We start from the raw sequence: 19,590 nt of genomic DNA on the forward strand, positions 1-19,590 counted from the left end.
AAGCCGGCTCGCCGAAATTCCGCCGCGACTCCTGTAACACCGCCGCCCGCCCACCGCATCGATGAAGTGTCAGGGAGGGCGGACCGCAGGGGGCAGGGCGCATGAGGTGGATCGGGGCGGGCCGGGAGGCCAAGGACGCGGAGTTCCTGGAACTCGTCTCCGGCCGGACCGGCCACCTGTACCGCTCGGCCTGCCTGCTCACCAGCGGCGACACCCACTACGCCGAGGACCTCGTCCAGGAGGCCCTCAGCCGGATGTACGTGCTGTGGCGGCGCAGTGCCTTCACCGGCCGCGGTCGGATCGACAACCCGGCGGCCTACACCCACACCGTGATGGTGCGCACCTTCCTCGCCCAGCAGCGCCGCCGCTCCAGCGGCGAGCGCCCCAGCGACACCCTGCCGGAGCCGGAGGGGCAGGACGCCGACAGCACCCTGCGGCTGACCCTCCTCGACGCGCTCGGCCGGATGCCGCCCAAGGACCGCGCGGTCCTGGTGCTGCGCTACTGGGAGGACCGCAGCGTCGAGGAGACCGCCGAGGCCATGCGGGTCTCCTCCGGGGCCGTCCGTACCCGCACCACCCGGGCCCTGGCCCGGCTGCGCACCCTGCTCGGCGACTCGCTGACCGAGCTCGCCGGCCGCTGAGGCCGGCGCCCGCCCGCCCGTACGGCACCTCTCGCAAACCGCGACGCAAGGAGACGGTGAACACCCATGTCCGAACCGGACAAGTTCGAGGACGATCTTCTCTATGCCCTCACCCGTACGGGGGAAGGCTTCCGCACCGAGCAGGCCGACCTGGTCGCGGGCGGCTACCGCCGCGGCCGCAGCCGCTGGCGCCGCCGCTCGACCGCCGCCGTGGTGGGCGGCGCGGCCGCGCTGGCCCTGGTGGGCACCGGCACGGTGTACCTGGGCTCGCTGGGCGGCAAGGACGCGGGCACGGTGAGCGCGGCCTCCGCCCCGGCCGCCACCGCCGGCAGCGCCGCCGCCGCGGCCACCCCGACCACGGCGAAGTCCACCGCCCCGGCGGTGGTCTCCGGCGACGAGGTGCTGGCCACCTTCCAGGCGCTCCTGCCCAAGGGGGAGACCAGCGAGGCCAAGGGCCGCGGGACCGACGACGAGCGACTGGACGGCACCTTCGCCTCGGCGAGCGTGGTCTTCGACGACGGCCAGGGCAAGTCGCTGGTCCAGATCGGCATCCAGAAGCACCACCCCAAGCAGGCGCAGGTCCCCACCTGCCCGCCTGACTTCAAGCTCGCCCGGGTCGACTCCTGCTCCGCCACCACCCTGCCGGACGGCTCCAAGCTCCTGCTGGAGCAGGGGTACGAGTACTCGGACGGCCGGGCCGACACCAAGGAGTGGCACGCCACCCTGACCGGCCCGGACGGCCGGAGCATCTCCCTGAGCGAGTGGAACGCGCCCAAGGAGAAGGGCGCGCCGGACAGCCGCCCCAACCCGCCGCTCACCCTGGACCAGCTGAAGGGGATCGTCACCGACAGGTCCTGGGACCGGGTCGTCGCGGCGGTCCGGTACGACGGCATCGACGAGGACGCGGTCGACCCCGGCCTCTCGCTGCCCGACCGGGAGGCCGTGCTGGCGGGCCTGCTGCCCCCGGGGGTGACCGTGACCGGCCGCTCCGGCAGCGCGCTCGCGGCCACCTTCCAGCTGGCCCAGGGCCCGGCCGCCGGCTCGTTGATGCTGCGGGTGGAGAACTGGGCGCACGGCGGGAGCGTCCAGGGCGAGCGCGCCTTCAAGGACGCGAACACCCTCCCCGACGGGAGCAGGATCCTCGTCAACGGCGACCCGGACGGCAAGGAGAAGCCGCTGACGGTGAACGTCCTGCGTCCGGACGGCATGGAGGTGCTGGTGTACCAGATGCCGACCGGCAAGCCGCTGCTCACCGCGGACCAGCTGAAGACGATCGCCACCAGCCCGGCCTGGAAGGCGAAGAAGTAGGACGCGCACGCGGCGGTGCCCCGGGCTGGGGGAGGCCCGGGGCACCGCCGTGTGGGGGAGGGGTGGGGGTCAGTCCTGCTGGTCCTCGGGGAGGCTGATCACCCAGCGGGTGTCCTGCCGGGGGCGCAGGTAGAACAGCCAGTAGAGGGTGGCGGCGGCGGTGATGCCGCCGGTCCACAGCAGGGGCTCGGCGTCCAGCTTGGTCATCACGTAGACCAGGACGGCGATCAGGACGACCGGGACGACCGGCCACAGCGGCATCCGCCAGGCGGCGGCGTGCTTGTGGTGGGCGCGGCGGGAGAGCAGCGCGGCGATCGCGACCAGCAGGTACATCCCGGTGACGGCGACGCCGGTGATGTTGCTCAGCAGCTCGCCCTTGACGAAGCAGAGCGCGGCGCCGGGCAGGCCGACCGCCAGGGTGGCGATCCACGGCGAGCCGAACCGGCCGAGAGTGCCGAAGGCCTTGTTGACCGGCTCCGGCCAGGCCTTGTCGCGGGCGGAGGCGAACAGCACCCGGGAGTTCTGGATGACCATGACGATGCCGGCGTTGATGATGGCCAGCGCGACGCAGAGGCTGATGAAGGTGCCGACCGCGGAGTTGCTCCAGGCGGTGACCATGCCGGAGATGTCGCCGGAGGACAGGGTCTGGAGGTCGGGGGCGCCCATGGTGATGGCGACGACCGGGACCAGGATGATGGCCGAGGAGATGCCGAGCGTCCACAGCACGGTGCGCGAGACGTTGCGGCGGGGGTTCTCCAGCTCCTCGGACAGGTAGACCGCGGTGGAGAAGCCCTGGGTGATGAACAGGGCGATGCCGAGCGCTCCGACGATGGCGCCCACGCTCACCGTGGTGGTGGCGCCGCCGTCCCCGGTGACCACGCCGTGCAGCAGGCTGGGGGCGTCGCTGTTGGTGTGGGCGAAGCCGAGCACCGAGACCACGCCGGCCGCGATGACCTCCAGCACCAGGAAGATGCCGGTGATCCAGGCGTTGGCACGCAGGTCGAGCAGGCCGGCCAGGGTGGCGGCCAGCATCACGGCGGCGCCGGTCATGGCCTTGTCCAGGTGCAGGACGGGGGCGAGGTAGTCGGCGGTGCCGAGGGCGATGACCGAGGGGACGATCATCACCACGATCAGCGAGAGCACGAAGACCAGCCAGCCCATCAGCCGTCCGGCGAGGGTGCCGACCATCGCGTACTCGCCGCCGGCGCTGGGGATCAGCGTGCCGAGCTCGGAGTAGCAGAACGCGACCGCGACGCAGAGCACGGTGCCGATCGCGATGGCCAGTGCGGTGGCGCTGCCGATGCTGGAGAACAGCTCCGGCACGATCACGAACAGCGTCGACGCGGGCGTGACGCAGGACAGCGTGAGCAGTGTGCCGCCCACGACGCCGATCGAGCGCTTGAGCTGCTGGGGCGCGGCCGCCTCGGCCGCCGTGGCGGCTACGGTCTGTGGCGGGCGAAGCGTGTCGGTCATGTGGCTTCCGATCGGCTTTGTGCGGTGCTGGAGTGGGAGCGGTATCGCCTCCGCTGGCTGGTTGCTCGGTGTCTGGTTCCAGTCGCTCCCGGGGCGCAATGGAACCTTGGGCGTATTGATCGAGTCAACGTGGGAACTGCTTCGGAATCCGTTGCGGCGAACGGCATAGGCATGCGATCCCATGATCACGTTCGGTCATTGCGGGCTTTGTCCGACTTGTTACCTAAGCCACATGGCAATTGAATCGAAGGTGAACAAAGGGGAGGGGGTCGTGATTCAAAGGTGGCACTCCAGGTGGACGGCGACACGCCCAGGTGTCCCCGAAGCGTCCGGCAACTCCCCGGCCGGGTGCGGGAACCGCAGCCCCCGCTCCGAAAGAGCTAGGTAACGTTTCGGAACCTGGGACGCCGAAGGGGTCGGACTCCGCGAGTCCGACCCCTTCGATCACCGTCCGTGACGGTCGACGCGGCTACGCCACCGGCAGCCAGCCCGTCTGGACCATCTGCCCGCTGGTCACGCGGCGGGACACGTAGACCCCTCGGCCCGGCGGCAGCGCCTGCGGCTTGACCGTCCCCAGCAGCGCGCCCTCGTCCCGGTTCCCGGAGAGGATCACGCCCTGGCCGCCGAGCTCGCGCATCCGCTGCAGCACCGGCTCGTACAGCGAGCGGCCGGCGCCGCCCGCGCTGCGGGCCACGATCACCCGCAGGCCGATGTCGCGGGCGAACGGCAGGAACTCGGCCAGCGGGGCCAGCGGGTTGCCCGAGCTCGTCGAGACCAGCTCGTAGTCGTCGACGATCACGAACATGTCCTTGCCGCTGTACCAGCTGCGGTTGCGCAGCTGCTCGGCGGTCACGTCCGGGCCCGGCAGGCGGCGCGAGCAGGCGCCGCGCAGCATGTCCACGATGGCCGCCATGGCCGGCTGCGCGGCCGCGTACTCCACCAGGTACTCCGGCGGCACGGTGCCGAGCAGCGCGCGCCGGTAGTCACCGACCACGATGCCCGCCTGGTCCGGCGTGTAGCGCTCGGTGATCTGCTTGATCAGCATCCGCAGCACCGCCGACTTCCCGGACTCGGTGTCGCCGAAGACGATGAACAGCGGGTCGGTCTCGAAGTTGACGAAGACCGGCGCCAGCTCCGCCTCGTCCACGCCGAAGGCGACGCCGCGCTCCGGGTGCTCGAAGCCCTTCGGCAGCGAGTTGCCGTCCAGGACGGCCGGCAGCATTCGCACCTGCGGGGCGCGCGGGCCGGTCCAGGCCCCGTCCACGGCGCTGACCAGCCCGGCCACGCCGTCCTGGAGGTCGTCCACCGAGGAGGAGCCGTCCAGGCGCGGCAGTCCGGACAGGAAGTGCAGCCGCTCCGGGGTGATGCCGCGCCCGGCCAGCGACGGGACGTTCTGGGCCACCCGGCGGTCGACCTCGGACTCCATCGGGTCACCGAGCTTCAGCTCGGTCCGGTTCTGCAGCAGGTCCTTCAGCGCCGGGCGCACCTCGGCGTACCGGGCCGCCGTGATGACCAGGTGCACGCCGTAGCCGAGGCCGCGCTGGGCGATGTCGCCGATCACCGGCTCCAGGCCCTCGAACTCCTGCTTGAAGGTGTTCCAGCCGTCGATCACCAGGAAGACGTCGCCGAAGGCCTCGTCCGGCAGCCGGCCGGCCGCCCGGCGGGCCCGGTAGGTGGCGATGGTGTCGATCCCGGCGACCCGGAACAGCTCCTCGCGCCGGTTGAGCACCCCGTGCACCTCGGAGACCATCCGGCGCACCTTGTCCACGTCCAGGCGCCCGGCCACCCCGCCGACGTGCGGCAGCCCGGCCAGCGACTGGAAGCTGCCCGCACCGAAGTCGAGCAGGTAGAACTGCACCTCCAGCGGGGTGTGGGTGAGGCCGAACGAGGCCACCGTGGTGCGCACCACGGTCGACTTGCCGGAGCGCGGGCCGCCCACGATCAGACCGTGGCCGGCCGCCCCCGCGTAGTCGACCTCCAGGATGTCCGTCTTCTGCTCGCGCGGCTTGTCCACGATGCCGATCGGCACCCGCAGCCGGCCCGCCGGGTAGCCGGGCGTGGCCAGCCCGCGCTCCGGCGCGACCTGCAGCGGCGGCAGCAGGTGGTCCATGCTCGGCGCCTCGTCCAGCGGCGGCAGCCACACCTGGTGCGCGGCCGGGCCCTGGCCGGTCATCCGCTGGACGAATACGTCCAGCACGGTGTCCACCAGCGCGTCGTCCTGCTCCGGGACCTGCGGCGCGACCTCCTCCTCCTCCACCGGGTCCGGCAGGTCCACGAAGGCCGCGGTGAACTCCACCGTGCGCGCGTTGACCCGCCGTCCGCCGGTCGACCGCTGCTGTCCCGGTGCCCGGTACGGCCCCGAGACGTAGGCGGCCTTGAACCGGTCCATCACGTCCTCGCCGAACTTGAGGTAGCCGACGCCCGGCACCGGCGGCAGGTGGTAGGCGTCCGGCACGCCGATCGCCGCCCGGGACTCCGCGGCCGAGAAGGTGCGCAGACCGATCCGGTACGACAGGTAGGTGTCCAGGCCGCGCAGCTTGCCCTCCTCCAGGCGCTGCGAGGCCAGCAGCAGGTGCACGCCCAGCGACCGGCCGATCCGGCCGATCTGGATGAACATCTCGATGAAGTCGGGCTTGGCGGTGAGGAGTTCGGAGAACTCGTCGATGATCAGCACCAGCGAGGGCAGCGGGTCCAGCGCCGCGCCGGCCGCCCGGGCCCGCTCGTACTCGTGGATGTTGGCGTAGTTGCCCGCCGAGCGCAGCAGCTCCTGGCGGCGGTGGAGCTCGCCCTCGATCGCGTCGCGCATGCGGTCGACCAGGGTGAGCTCGCCCTCCAGGTTGGTGATCACGGCGGAGGTGTGCGGCATGTCCGCCATGCCGGAGAAGGTCGCACCACCCTTGAAGTCGGCGAGGACGAAGTTCAGGATCTCCGAGGAGTGGGTCATCGCCAGCGCCAGCACCAGCGTGCGCAGCAGCTCCGACTTGCCGGAACCGGTCGCGCCCACGCACAGGCCGTGCGGGCCCATGCCCTCCAGCGCGGCCTCCTTGATGTCCAGGTAGACGTGCTCGCCGTTGGCGCCGACGCCGATCGGCACCCGCATCCGCTCGTGCTGGGCGCGCGGGCGCCAGCTGCGGGCCACGTCGAAGGAGCCCGGGTCGCCCGAGTTCATCATGTCGGTGAAGTCGAGGTTGGACAGCAGCGGCTCGTCGTCCCCGCCGGCCGAGATCCGGTACGGCGCCAACTGCCGTGCCAGCGCCTCGGACTGCCACACCGAGAGCAGGTCCGGCTTGCCGGTGTACGTCGCGCCGGAGGCCGAGCGCAGCAGCAGCTCCTCGGCGCCGACCGTCACCATCAGGTGCCCGCTGGGCTCGTCGACCTCGCCCGGCACCACCTCGATGACCGTCACGCCCTGCACACCTTCCGGGCTCGCCAGCAACGAGTCGTGCGGCACCCCCGCGCCGTCCATGACGACCACCAGGTGCGGCTGGTCGGCCGGCGGCGCCACGTCCCGTACGAAGCGCTGGCGGCCGGCCAGTTCGTCCTGGAGCAGGTACTCCAGGTCGCCCAGGTCGGTCGCGAACAGCCGGCGCGAGCCCGCGCCGTCGGCCTCCTTGCGATGCTGGTTGTGCGGGAGCCACTTGGTCCACTCCCACTCCTCGGCCGCACCGGGCGCGGCCGCGACCGCCACCATCAGGTCGTCCGGTGAGTGCAGGGTGGTCAGCTGGGCGATCATCGCGCGCACGTTCCCGTACACCGAGTCCGGGTCCCCGCACACCGTGATGTGGTAGAAGGCCCGCAGCGAGACCGCCAACGGCAGGTCCTGGAGGGTGCCGTGCGCCTTCAGGAAGGAGTGCATCGCGGCCGCCGACAGCGGCTCCAGCTCGTCCATCGGCGCGGTCTGCGGCGCCACCAGCGGCGTGGACAGCTGCACCGGCCCGAGGCCCACCCGGATCTGCGCGAAGTCGCCGTCCCCGGTGCGCCGTTCCCACAGCCGCCGGCCGTCCTCGACGATCGACCAGAGCTGGTCCGGCGCCGGGTTCAGGAACAGCAGCGCGCCGCGCTGGCGCTCCGCCGTGCGGCGCACCTGGCGGCGGGTCTGCTGGAGGTACTTCAGGTAGTCGCGCCGCTCGTCCGCCATCGCGGTCGAACCGCCCTTGCGGGCCCGGACGATCTGCGCCAGCACCATACCGAGCGTCGAGGCGATCATCAGACCGCCCATGATCTTCATCGGGGCCGCAGCCCCCGGCGAGAAGAAGAACACCGCCGAGCCACCCATGCCCAACATCGGCAGGATGCTCATCAGCCAGTCCTCGCCGCCCTGCCGGGGCAGTTCGGGCGGGCTCACCAGCTCCACCGGCTCGTCCGGCACGGTGGGCGGGTACGCCCTGGCCGGTCGCTTGACCGTGATCACACCCATGTGTCATCCACCCCGCGGCGTCGATCGATCACTTCGGCATCAGCCCTCATGCGATTTGCGTACGGTCCGTACGGGAATCCGGTGGCTGAGGACGCCCCACCCAGCGCAGCCCCCGTACCTTTGCGCAGGCGCCGATCCTAACGGTCGCCCCCGCACCGCCCGCCAGGGCCCGGTACGCACCGGCACCGGACACGAACCGAACGGGTAGGGTAACGCCGCGCCAACTCGCGGCCCGGCCGGGCCGGTTCCACAGCAACACCGAGCGCCGCCGTGCCTCGGCACCGTCAACAAGGGGGAGCGCCAAGTGCGTCGAAGGATCGAGGTGGGGGCCCTCATGGGCGAGCGCAGCGAGGTGGACGCATGAGTGCCGCCGCGACCGGCTACTGCCGGGTGACCGTCGTTGCCCCGGACCGCCGGATCGACGTCGCCCTGCCCGAGGACGTCCCGCTCGCGGACGTCTACCCCGAGGTGCTGCGCCTGGCCAACCAGAGCCAGCCCGACGGCACCCCCACCGGCTTCCACCTGGTCCGCCGCGACGGCACGGTGCTCGACAGCGGGCTGCCGTTGGCCGCCCAGCAGGTCCGCGACGGCGACCTGCTGGCGCTGCGCCCCTTCGCCGAGTCGCTCCCGCCGGCCGTCTACGACGACGTCGCCGACGCGATCGCCAGCGCCGTCGAGGCCGACCGCCGGTTCTGGACCGCCGAGCTGATGCGCGGCTTCGGCCTGATCGGCGCCGGGGTGCTGCTCACCCTGCTCGGCTTCGCGCTCTGGTTCTCCGACCTGCGCCACGACATGCACGGCCTGCCCGGTGTCCTGGCCGGCGTCACCGCCGTCGTGCTCACCGCGCTCGCCGGGGTGCGCGCCCGGGTCTACCAGGACGCCCACGCGGCCGTCGCGCTCGGCCTCGGCGCGCTGCCGCACGCCATGATCGGCGGCAGCGGCCTCATCGCCGTCGCCCACCGGGGGGACGGCCCCGGCCGGCTCCAGTTCCTGGCCGGCTGCGCCGCCGTCCTGGTGGTCTCCGTGCTACTGGCCGGCCTGCTGCCGGAGAGGGACGCGGTGTTCGTCGCCGCCGCCCTGGTCTCCACCGCCGGCTCGCTCGCCACCTTCGCGGCCGTCCTGCTGCCGGAGACCCCGGCCGGGCACATCGCCGCCGTCACCGGCGTCGCCGCCGTGGCCGTGGTCGGCTTCCTGCCCAGCCTCTCCGCCCGCTTCGCCCGGCTGCCGGTCGGCTTCAGCGCCCCCGGCCAGACCCGCACCCGCAGCCGCGACTACGACGAGGAGGCCGAGCGCGCCGAGGCCGTCCAGTACGAGAAGATCGCGCACCAGGCCCGCCGCGGCCACGAGGTGCTGGTCGGCCTGGTCGGCGGCTGCGCCGCCGTGGTGGTCGGCGCCTGCGCCGTCCTCGGCTTCACCGACGAGACCTTCCCCGAACTGCTCGCGCTCGCCCTGGGCCTGACCACCATGCTGCGCGCCCGGCTGTTCCGCTACACCGCGCAGGTGCTCAGCCTCACCGTGGCCGGCCTGCTCGGCCTGAGCCTGCTGATCGTCGGGCTCTCCCTGCACACCCCGCAGTTCTTCCTGCGGGCGGCCGGTTCCACCACCGAGCTCGACCTGCGCACGATCTGGCTGACCGCCTCCATCGCCTTCGGTGCCGCGCTGCTCACCGCGATCGCCCTGGTGGTGCCGCGGCTCGGGGTCTCCCCGTTCTGGGGGCGCATCCTGGACCTGGTGGACAGCCTCACCCTGATCTCGCTCGTCCCGCTGGCGCTCGCCGTCCTGGACATCTACCGCCTGGTCCGCGGCGCCACCGGCTGACCGCCGGACGTCGCAGTGCCGCCCTCCCGTCACCCGCCGCGGCCCTTCCCGGGCCCGCCGGACGGCCGGGTGGGCGGCACTGGTACGCTTGGCCTCCGAGCGCAGCCGTGTGTCCGCCGCCCCGCCGTGGGCTGCAGAGTGCGGGCCGCGCTCGCGACACCGAGTTCTCGATGAGTCCTGTGTTGTCGACCAGGACCGCTCGGTAGACCCCGAAGGAGTTGCAGTGGCTCTCGCCTCTGACGTCAAGAAGCAGATCATCGCCGAGTTCGGCCAGAAGGAGGGCGACACCGGCTCCCCCGAGGTCCAGGTGGCCATGCTCTCCCGTCGCATCTCGGACCTGACCGAGCACCTCAAGTCCCACAAGCACGACCACCACTCCCGTCGTGGCCTGCTGATCCTGGTCGGCCAGCGCCGCCGCCTGCTCCAGTACCTGGCCAAGAAGGACATCGAGCGCTTCCGTACGCTCGTCGACCGCCTGGGCATCCGCCGCGGTGCCGCCGGCGGCGCCCGCTGAGAACGCCGCTCGGGGCGGCTCCCCACACCGGGGAGCCGCCCCTCGCGCGTATGCCGCGGCTCTTGAACCGCGGCGCCCGGAGATAACAACTCGCGCGCACCTCCCCAGGTGGCCGAGGATTGCACCGTAGGGTTGTGGGCATGCCGGGTGATGGCGCACCAGCGCGCCACCCGGGCAGAAGGACCCGAACCCCCCGCGGGACGAAGGCTTCAAACGGAAGCCGCCCGCATCCGAGAGAGCGTCCAGACGCGGACCGCCCTTCCCGGCCCGGCAGCCGTGAGGCGCCGGTCCTCGGTAGTGGCCGTCGGAACCCCCGCAGACCGAGCGGGGCACTCCGGAGGCTTCGATCGAAGACCGGCCCGACTGCCGCCCTCCCTGACGAGGGCCCGGGGCCCACCGCAGGCAGTGCGCGGGGACGCTCTCCCGGAGACGTACGAAAGAGGAGATCTTCCAGGTGGAAGAGAACGTGTTCTACGCCGAGGCCGTGATCGACAACGGTTCCTTCGGCACCCGTACCATCCGCTTCGAGACCGGCCGTCTGGCCCGTCAGGCCGCCGGCTCCGCCGTGGCCTACCTGGACGACGACACCATGGTGCTGTCGGCGACCAGCGCGTCCAAGCAGCCGAAGGAGCACTTCGACTTCTTCCCGCTGACCGTGGACGTCGAGGAGCGGATGTACGCCGCCGGCCGCATCCCCGGCTCGTTCTTCCGTCGCGAGGGCCGGCCCTCCGAGGACGCGATCCTCACCTGCCGCCTGATCGACCGCCCGCTGCGCCCGTCCTTCGTCAAGGGCCTGCGCAACGAGGTCCAGGTCGTCGTCACCGTGATGGCGCTCAACCCCGACCACCTGTACGACGTGGTCGCCATCAACGCCGCCTCCGCCTCCACCCAGCTGGCGGGCCTGCCGTTCTCCGGCCCGATCGGCGGCGTGCGCGTCGCGCTGATCAACGGCCAGTGGGTCGCCTTCCCGACCCACAGCGAGCTGGAGTCGGCCGTCTTCGACATGGTCGTCGCCGGTCGCGTCCTGCCGGACGGCGACGTCGCGATCATGATGGTCGAGGCCGAGGCCACCGACAAGACCATCAAGCTGGTCGAGGGCGGCGCCGACGCGCCGACCGAGGAGATCGTCGCCTCCGGCCTGGAGGCCGCGAAGCCGTTCATCAAGGTCCTGTGCGCCGCGCAGGCGAAGCTGGCCGCCCAGGCCGCCAAGCCGACCGGCGAGTTCCCGGTCTTCCTGGACTACCAGGACGACGTCCTCGCCGCGCTGTCCGCCGCCGTCAAGGACGAGCTCGCCCAGGCCCTGACCATCGCGGGCAAGCAGGAGCGCAACAACGAGCTGGACCGCGTCAAGGCGCTGGCCGCCGAGAAGCTGCTGCCCGAGTTCGAGGGTCGCGAGAAGGAGATCAGCGCCGCCTACAACGCGCTGACCAAGAAGATCGTCCGCGAGCGCGTCATCACGGACAAGGTCCGCATCGACGGCCGCGGCGTCACCGACATCCGCACCCTGGCCGCCGAGGTCGAGGCCATCCCGCGGGTGCACGGCTCGGCCCTGTTCGAGCGCGGCGAGACCCAGATCCTGGGCGTCACCACGCTGAACATGCTGCGCATGGAGCAGCAGCTGGACACGCTCTCCCCGGAGACGCGCCGCCGCTACATGCACAACTACAACTTCCCGCCGTACTCCGTCGGTGAGACCGGCCGCGTGGGTTCGCCCAAGCGCCGCGAGATCGGCCACGGCGCGCTGGCCGAGCGGGCCATCCTGCCGGTGCTGCCCTCCCGTGAGGACTTCCCGTACGCCATCCGCCAGGTCTCCGAGGCGCTCGGCTCCAACGGCTCCACCTCGATGGGCTCGGTCTGCGCCTCGACCATGTCGCTGCTGAACGCCGGTGTGCCGCTGAAGGCCGCCGTCGCCGGCATCGCCATGGGCCTGATCTCCCAGGAGATCGACGGCGAGACCCACTACGTCACGCTGACCGACATCCTCGGCGCCGAGGACGCGTACGGCGACATGGACTTCAAGGTCGCCGGTACCCGCAACTTCATCACCGCCCTCCAGCTGGACACCAAGCTGAACGGCATCCCGGCGTCGGTGCTCGCCGCCGCGCTGAAGCAGGCCAAGGACGCCCGCCTGCACATCCTCGACGTGATGAACGAGGCCATCGACTCGCCCGACGAGATGTCCCCGAACGCGCCGCGCATCATCACCATCAAGATCCCGGTGGACAAGATCGGTGAGGTCATCGGCCCCAAGGGCAAGATGATCAACCAGATCCAGGAGGACACCGGCGCCGAGATCACGATCGAGGACGACGGCACCATCTACATCGGTGCCGCCGACGGCCCGGCCGCCGAGGCCGCCCGCACCACGATCAACCAGATCGCCAACCCGACCATGCCGGAGGTCGGCGAGCGCTACCTGGGCACCGTGGTCAAGACCACGACGTTCGGCGCGTTCGTGTCGCTGATGCCGGGCAAGGACGGCCTGCTGCACATCTCGCAGATCCGCAAGCTGGCCGGCGGCAAGCGCGTGGAGAACGTCGAGGACGTCCTCGGCGTCGGCGCCAAGGTCCAGGTCGAGATCGCCGAGATCGACCCGCGCGGCAAGCTCTCCCTGATCCCGGTCATCGAGGGCGAGGAGGGCGGCGAGGCCGCTTCCGAGTGAAGCGCCGCTAGCTGACCCCGCGGCCCGTACGCCTCACACGGCGTGCGGGCCGCACCCAGTTGTCCACATGCTTACGTCCGTACGTGCCTTCCCACGTGCGTTTCCCCTGGAGGTACCCCCCGTGGCGCAGGCCCCGGCGGTAAAGCAGCGCCCCGGCACCACCCGGACCCTGCTCAAGGGCGTCGACGGCGCCGGCACGGTGCGCCGCACCGTGCTCCCCGGCGGCCTTCGGGTCGTCACCGAGACCCTGCCGACGGTGCGCTCCGCGACCTTCGGCATCTGGGTCGGCGTCGGCTCGCGGGACGAGACCCCGCAGCTCAACGGCGCCACCCACTACCTGGAGCACCTGCTCTTCAAGGGCACCGAGCGGCGCAGCGCGCTGGACATCTCGGCCGCCCTGGACGCGGTCGGCGGCGAGATGAACGCCTTCACCGCGAAGGAGAACACCTGCTACTACGCCCGGGTCCTGGACACCGACCTGCCGCTGGCCATCGACGTGGTCTGCGACATGCTCACCGGCTCGCTGATCCGCACCGAGGACGTGGAGGCCGAGCGCGGCGTCATCCTGGAGGAGATGGCGATGGCCGAGGACGACCCGGGCGACGTGGTGCACGACCTGTTCGCCAAGGTGATCTTCGGCAGCGGCCCGCTCGGCCGCCCGATCCTCGGCACCCAGGAGACCATCAGGACGCTCACCCGGGACCAGATCGCCGGCTTCTACCGCCGCCGCTACCGGCCCGAGCAGCTGGTCGTCGCCGCGGCCGGCAACCTCGACCACCGCAAGGTGGTCAAGCAGGTCGAGCAGGCCTTCGCGCCGGTGCTGGAGGCCTCCACCGCGGCCCCCGCCGAGGCCCGCCGCGGGGTCAGGGCACTGCGCACGGCCGGCAAGGTCGAGGTGCTCAACCGCTCCACGGAGCAGGCCCATCTGGTGCTGGGTGTGCCCGGAGTGCCGCGGCACGACGAGCGCCGCTGGGCGATGGGCGTGCTGAACGCGGCCCTCGGCGGCGGGATGAGCTCCCGGCTGTTCCAGGAGGTCCGCGAGAAGCGGGGCCTGGCGTACTCGGTCTACTCGTACTCCTCGTCCTACGCGGACAGCGGCCTGTTCGGCATCTACGCCGGCTGCCAGCCCAAGCGGGTCGAGGAGGTGCTGCGGATCTGCCGGGCCGAGCTGGCCAAGGTGGTCGAGGAGGGCATCACCGAGGAGGAGCTGCAGCGCGCGATCGGCCAGATCTCCGGCTCCACCGTGCTCGGCATGGAGGACACCGGCTCGCTGATGAACCGGATCGGCAAGGCCGAACTCAGCTACGGGCACCACCTGTCGGTGGACGAGATGCTGGAGCGGATCGCCGCGGTGACCCTGGAGGACGTCCACGAGGTGGCGCGTGATGTGCTGGGCGCGTACCGGCCGTCGCTCGCCCTGATCGGCCCGGTCAACGACAAGCGGGCCGCCAAGCTCGCCGATCTGCTGGTGTGAGAGGACATTCGCTATGACACTGCGTGTCGCCGTGATCGGCGCCAAGGGACGGATCGGCTCCGAGGCGGTCAAGGCGGTGGAGGCCGCACCGGACATGGAGCTGGTCGCCGCCCTCGGGCGCGGGTCGAAGCTGGAGGAGCTGACCGGGGCGGGCGCCCAGGTGGCCGTCGAGCTGACCCACCCCGACGCGGTGATGGGCAACCTCGACTACTGCGTGCGCAACGGCATCCACGTGGTCACCGGCACCACCGGCTGGACGGACGAGCGGCTCGCCACCGTCCGCAGCCGGCTGGCCGAGGCCCCCGAGCTCGGCCTGCTGATCGCGCCGAACTTCTCCATCGGCGCCATCCTCGGCATGAAGTTCTCCCAGATCGCCGCCCGGTACTTCGAGTCGGTCGAGGTGGTCGAGCTGCACCACGACCGCAAGGCCGACGCCCCCAGCGGCACCGCCACCCGCACCGCCCAGCTGATCGCGGCCGCCCGGGCCGAGGCCGGCCGGCCGCCGCAGCAGGACCCGACCACCCACAGCCTGCCCGGCGCGCGCGGTGCCGACGTGGACGGGGTGCCGGTGCACGCGGTGCGGCTGCGCGGCCTGCTCGCCCACCAGCAGGTGATGTTCGGCGACACCGGCGAGACGCTCACCATCCGGCACGACTCGCTGCACCACAGCAGCTTCATGCCGGGCATCCTGCTGGGCGTGCGCAAGGTCGTCGGGACCCCGGGGCTGACCTTCGGCCTCGAACACTTCCTGGACCTGTGACCGTGTTGATTTCCAGGAGTGCGTCATGACCTCCCGTACCGGCTTCTTCGTCCTGTCCGGCGTGCTGCTGCTGGTCGCCCTGGTCTGTGTGGGCGAGGGCGTCCAGCTGATCGCGACCGGCAAGCCGCTCGGCATCGGCATCGGGATCTGTGCCTTCGTGATCCCGGTGATCGGCGTCTGGTTCCTGCGCCAGACCGTCCGCTTCGGCCGGGACAGCGAGCGGCTGGCCCGTGAGCTGGAGGCCGAGGGCGGCCTTCCGGTGGACGAGCTGAAGCGCAGCAAGGGCGGGCGGATCGACCGGGCCTCGGCCGACGCGGTGTTCGCCCGCCGCCAGACCGAGGCACAGGCCGCGCCGGGCGACTGGCGGGTCTGGTTCCGCCTCGCCGTGGCCTACGCCGACGCCGGCGACACCCCGCGCGCCCGCAAGACCATGCAGCACGCCATCAAGCTGCACAGCACCGAACCCGCAAGGAGTAACGCGTGAGCGACGAACCGACGGCCCCCAGCTTCCGCAGCGACGTGACGGTGGAGCTGGTCCGCAGCGCCGCCGCCGACTCGGACGTCATCTGGGCTGCCCGGGTCTCGACCGCGGGCGAGCAGTCCCTTGAGGCCCTCCAGCAGGACCCGGAGAAGTCCAAGGGCCTGATCAACTTCCTGATGCGCGACCGGCACGGCACGCCCTTCGAGCACAACTCGATGACCTTCTTCATCAGCGCGCCGATCTTCGTGTTCCGGGAGTTCCACCGGCACCGCAGCGGCTGGTCGTACAACGAGGAGTCCGGCCGCTACCGCGAGCTCCAGCCGGTCTTCTACGTGCCGGGCGAGGAGCGCAAGCTGGTCCAGCAGGGCCGCCCCGGCAAGTACGAGTTCCACGAGGGCACGGCCGAGCAGCACAGGACCACCACGGAGGCGATGGAGGCCGCGTACCGCGAGTCCTACGCCCGCTACCAGGAGATGCTGGCCGCCGGGGTGGCCCGCGAGGTGGCCCGCGCGGTGCTGCCGGTGGGCCTGTTCTCCTCGATGTACGCGACCTGCAACTCGCGCTCGCTGATGCACTTCCTGTCGCTGCGCACCCGGCGGGAGAACTCGGCGGTGCCGTCCTTCCCGCAGCGCGAGATCGAGATGGTCGCCGAGCAGATGGAGGAGCAGTGGGCCCAGCTCATGCCGCTCACCCATGCGGCTTTCGAGAAGCACGGCCGAGTCGCCCCCTGACCTGGGACGACAGGCATATGGGCAGAGTGTCTGGCATGTCTGGATTGCGGCTTTTCTAGCCGCTCCCTACATTCGTGAACACGGATTCCGGTGCTGCCCGAACCCCCGAGCGGGCAGCACCGGAATCCCACGTCCGCGCCACCGACGCGCCACACCTGTCCGAACACCGGACCGGCATGGGGACCGCCCCACCGCCTACGAGTAGCTTTGGACGCATGGCTCCGATCTCCACCCCCCAGACGCCGTTCGGCCGGGTCCTGACCGCCATGGTCACCCCGTTCACCGCCGACGGCGGACTCGACCTCGACGGCGCCCAGCGCCTTGCCACGCACCTCGTGGACTCAGGCAACGACGGCCTCGTCGTCAACGGCACCACCGGTGAGTCCCCGACCACCACCGACGCCGAGAAGGCCCAGCTGGTCCGCGCCGTGGTCGAGGCGGTCGGGGACCGCGCCCACGTGGTGGCCGGCGTCGGCACCAACGACACCCACCACAGCGTCGAGCTGGCCCGGCAGGCGGAGGCGGCCGGAGCACACGGCCTGCTGGTCGTCACGCCGTACTACAGCAAGCCCCCGCAGGAGGGCCTGTACCGGCACAACGTCACCATCGCCGACGCGACCGGGCTGCCGGTCATGCTGTACGACATCCCGGGCCGCAGCGGGGTCGCGCTGAGCCACGAGACGCTGGTCCGCCTCGGCCGGCACCCGCGGATCGTCGCCAACAAGGACGCCAAGGGCGACCTGGGCGCCGCGGCCTGGGCGATCGCCCGCGCCGACCTCGCCTGGTACTCCGGCGACGACATCCTCAACCTGCCGCTGCTGTCCGTCGGAGCCGTCGGCGTGGTCAGCGTCGTCGGGCACGTGGCGGCCGGGGAGCTGCGGGCGATGATCGAGGCCTTCCTGGCGGGTGACGTGGTCAAGGCCACGAGCATCCACCAGCGCCTGCTGCCGGTGTTCAGCGGTATGTTCCGCACCCAGGGCGTGATCCTCACCAAGGCCGCCCTGGAGCTCCAGGGCCTGCCGGCGGGCCCGCTGCGGCTGCCGCTGGTCGGCGCGACGCCCGAGGAGGTCGCGCAATTGAAGCAGGATCTCGCCGCCGGCGGGGTACACCTCTAGCAGACACGGACGTGCGCGCCCCGGCTCGCCGGACCTCCCCGGGTCCGCCGCTGGACCGGACCGAAGGCGCGAGAGCACAGACCCAGTAGGAAAACGACACTGAGTACGCGCGCCATATGTCTCCAGGGGGAGGACCCCGGGCATATGGCGTGCGTCGTGAGGAGAGTCTTTTGAGCCACCCGCACCCCGAGCTCGGCGCACCCCCGGCTCTGAAGGAGGGCGCCCTCCGCATCACTCCGCTCGGCGGCCTCGGCGAGATCGGCCGCAACATGACGGTCCTCGAGTACGGGGACCGCATCCTGATCGTCGACTGCGGCGTCCTCTTCCCCGAGGACGAGCAGCCCGGCGTGGACCTGATCCTCCCGGACTTCAGCTACATCCGGGACCGCCTCGACAAGGTCGACGGCATCATCCTCACCCACGGGCACGAGGACCACATCGGCGCCGTCCCCTTCCTCCTGCGGGAGAACCCGGACATCCCGCTGATCGGCTCCAAGCTGACCCTGGCGCTGATCGAGGCCAAGCTCGCCGAGCACCGCATCCGGCCGTACGTGCTGGAGGTCAAGGAGGGCGAGCGCGAGCGCATCGGCCCCTTCGACTGCGAGTTCATCGCGGTCAACCACTCCATCCCGGACGCCCTGGCCGTGGCGGTCCGCACCCCCGCGGGCATGGTCGTGGCCACCGGCGACTTCAAGATGGACCAGCTGCCGCTGGACGGCCGCCTGACCGACCTGCCGACCTTCGCCAAGCTGGCGGAGGAGGGCATGGACCTGCTGCTGGTGGACTCCACCAACGCCGAGGTCCCCGGCTTCATCCCGCACGAGCGGGACATCTCGGCGGCGCTGCGGAACGTCTTCGCGAACGCCGAGAAGCGCATCATCGTGGCCTCCTTCGCGAGCCACGTGCACCGCATCCAGCAGGTGCTGGACGCCGCCCACGAGTACAAGCGCAAGGTCGCCTTCGTCGGCCGCTCGATGGTCCGCAACATGGGCATCGCCCGGGACCTCGGCTACCTGAAGGTCCCCGGCAACATGATCGTGGACGTCAAGCAGCTGGACGACCTGCCGGACAAGGAGGTCGTGCTGATCTGCACCGGTTCGCAGGGCGAGCCGATGGCGGCGCTGTCCCGGATGGCCAACCGCGACCACCAGATCCGCATCGTCGAGGGCGACACCGTCGTCCTGGCCTCCTCGCTCATCCCGGGCAACGAGAACGCCGTCTACCGGGTGATCAACGGCCTGACCCGCTGGGGTGCCAAGGTCGTACACAAGGGCAACGCCAAGGTGCACGTCTCCGGCCACGCCTCGGCCGGCGAGCTGCTCTACTTCTTCAACATCTGCAAGCCGCGCAACCTGATGCCGGTCCACGGCGAGTGGCGCCACCTGCGCGCGGCCGCCGAGCTGGGCATCGCCACCGGGGTGCCGCGCAACCGCGTGGTCATCGCCGAGGACGGTGTCTGCGTCGACCTGGAGGGCGGCGTCGCCCGGATCGCCGGCAAGGTGCAGGCCGGGTACGTCTACGTGGACGGCTCCTCGGTCGGCGACATCAGCGAGGCCTCGCTCAAGGACCGCAAGATCCTCGGCGAGGAGGGCTTCATCTCGGTCTTCGTCGCGGTCGACTCGACCAACGGCAAGATCGTGGGCGGCCCGACCATTCAGGCCCGCGGCTCCGGCATCGACGACAACGCGTTCGCCCCGGTGGTCGCCAAGCTCCAGGAAGCGCTGGACCGCTCGGCGAGCGACGGCGTGCTGGAGCCCCGTCAGGTGCAGCAGCTGGTCCGCCGGACCATCGGCAAGTGGGTCGCGGACAACTACCGCCGCCGGCCGATGATCCTGCCGGTCGTGGTCGAGGTCTGACGCTCGCTCAACACCGGCTGAGGCCGGTTTGACGTGGGGCAACCCGGTGCGTAATGTTCTCCGGGTTGCCCCACGGGACGGCCCCTCGGAAACGGGCTCGAATCTGAATTCGAGAACGACCGGGGAAAACGGACCGAAGAACTCTGATAGAGTCCGGGAGCGCCGAAAGGCAAAAGCGGATCGGATGAATGAAACTCCGGAAAACGGAGCGGAAAACATCTGATAAGCTGGAAACACGAAAGAATGAAGCCCGGAGGGTCCGCTGGAAGGCGGTCCGAAGGAAGCGTCCGTTCCTTGAGAACTCAACAGCGTGCCAAAAGTCAACGCCAGATATGTTGAC

At 71.2% G+C, this 19,590-nt stretch carries 13 protein-coding genes; 11 read left to right on the top strand and 2 right to left on the bottom strand.

What is annotated here, in order from left to right; translation table 11 throughout:
• Positions 1–101 precede the first annotated feature (101 nt).
• Entirely contained in the window at positions 102–641 is a 540-nt protein-coding gene (locus ACIRRH_RS38600; protein WP_224277453.1) for a SigE family RNA polymerase sigma factor, read from the top strand.
• A gap of 66 nt (positions 642–707) precedes the next feature.
• A complete protein-coding gene (locus ACIRRH_RS38605) occupies positions 708–1,949 on the top strand; it encodes a hypothetical protein (RefSeq protein ID WP_403077128.1) in 1,242 nt (413 codons plus the stop codon).
• A 69-nt stretch (positions 1,950–2,018) separates the two neighbouring features.
• On the opposite strand, the gene ACIRRH_RS38610 is transcribed toward ACIRRH_RS38605, so the two are convergent.
• Positions 2,019–3,422, bottom strand: coding sequence for an APC family permease (locus ACIRRH_RS38610; protein WP_403077130.1), 1,404 nt, complete (start codon positions 3,420–3,422; stop codon positions 2,019–2,021).
• 469 nt (positions 3,423–3,891) lie between these two features.
• Positions 3,892–7,839 carry a type VII secretion protein EccCa gene (eccCa, locus tag ACIRRH_RS38615; RefSeq protein ID WP_403077133.1) on the bottom strand — a complete coding sequence of 1,316 codons (3,948 nt, stop codon included), beginning with the start codon at positions 7,837–7,839 and terminating at the stop codon, positions 3,892–3,894.
• A gap of 360 nt (positions 7,840–8,199) precedes the next feature.
• On the opposite strand from eccCa, the gene eccD reads away from it, so the two are divergent.
• The 9 genes from eccD to ACIRRH_RS38660 all read left to right on the top strand — a co-directional run bounded on the left by eccD (position 8,200) and on the right by ACIRRH_RS38660 (position 19,250).
• Positions 8,200–9,657 (top strand): type VII secretion integral membrane protein EccD, encoded by a 1,458-nt coding sequence (gene eccD, locus ACIRRH_RS38620; RefSeq protein ID WP_403077135.1) that lies wholly within the window; start codon positions 8,200–8,202, stop codon positions 9,655–9,657.
• A gap of 223 nt (positions 9,658–9,880) precedes the next feature.
• Positions 9,881–10,171, top strand: a complete 291-nt coding sequence (gene rpsO / locus ACIRRH_RS38625) for a 30S ribosomal protein S15 (RefSeq protein ID WP_209416808.1) — start codon at positions 9,881–9,883, stop codon at positions 10,169–10,171.
• A 454-nt stretch (positions 10,172–10,625) separates the two neighbouring features.
• Positions 10,626–12,833 carry a polyribonucleotide nucleotidyltransferase gene (locus ACIRRH_RS38630; protein WP_403077138.1) on the top strand — a complete coding sequence of 736 codons (2,208 nt, stop codon included), beginning with the start codon at positions 10,626–10,628 and terminating at the stop codon, positions 12,831–12,833.
• Positions 12,834–12,900: 67 nt separating this feature from the next.
• Positions 12,901–14,307, top strand: coding sequence for a M16 family metallopeptidase (locus ACIRRH_RS38635; RefSeq protein WP_403077140.1), 1,407 nt, complete (start codon positions 12,901–12,903; stop codon positions 14,305–14,307).
• Positions 14,308–14,320: 13 nt separating this feature from the next.
• Positions 14,321–15,067, top strand: a complete 747-nt coding sequence (gene dapB / locus ACIRRH_RS38640) for a 4-hydroxy-tetrahydrodipicolinate reductase (protein ID WP_403077142.1) — start codon at positions 14,321–14,323, stop codon at positions 15,065–15,067.
• A gap of 25 nt (positions 15,068–15,092) precedes the next feature.
• On the top strand, positions 15,093–15,551 hold the full coding sequence (locus ACIRRH_RS38645; RefSeq protein WP_224277438.1) for a tetratricopeptide repeat protein: 459 nt from the start codon (positions 15,093–15,095) through the stop codon (positions 15,549–15,551).
• Complete coding sequence (gene thyX / locus ACIRRH_RS38650; RefSeq protein WP_403077145.1) at positions 15,548–16,279, top strand: FAD-dependent thymidylate synthase; 732 nt, start codon at positions 15,548–15,550, stop codon at positions 16,277–16,279. The genes ACIRRH_RS38645 and thyX overlap by 4 nt, the downstream gene beginning before the upstream one ends.
• A 215-nt stretch (positions 16,280–16,494) precedes the next feature.
• Entirely contained in the window at positions 16,495–17,394 is a 900-nt protein-coding gene (gene dapA, locus ACIRRH_RS38655) for a 4-hydroxy-tetrahydrodipicolinate synthase (protein ID WP_403077148.1), read from the top strand.
• Between the two features lie 170 nt (positions 17,395–17,564).
• Entirely contained in the window at positions 17,565–19,250 is a 1,686-nt protein-coding gene (locus tag ACIRRH_RS38660; protein ID WP_403077150.1) for a ribonuclease J, read from the top strand.
• Positions 19,251–19,590: the final 340 nt, after the last annotated feature.

Origin of the sequence: Kitasatospora sp. NPDC101235 (assembly GCF_044767505.1) — a bacterium.
In the GTDB taxonomy this organism is placed as follows: domain Bacteria; phylum Actinomycetota; class Actinomycetes; order Streptomycetales; family Streptomycetaceae; genus Kitasatospora.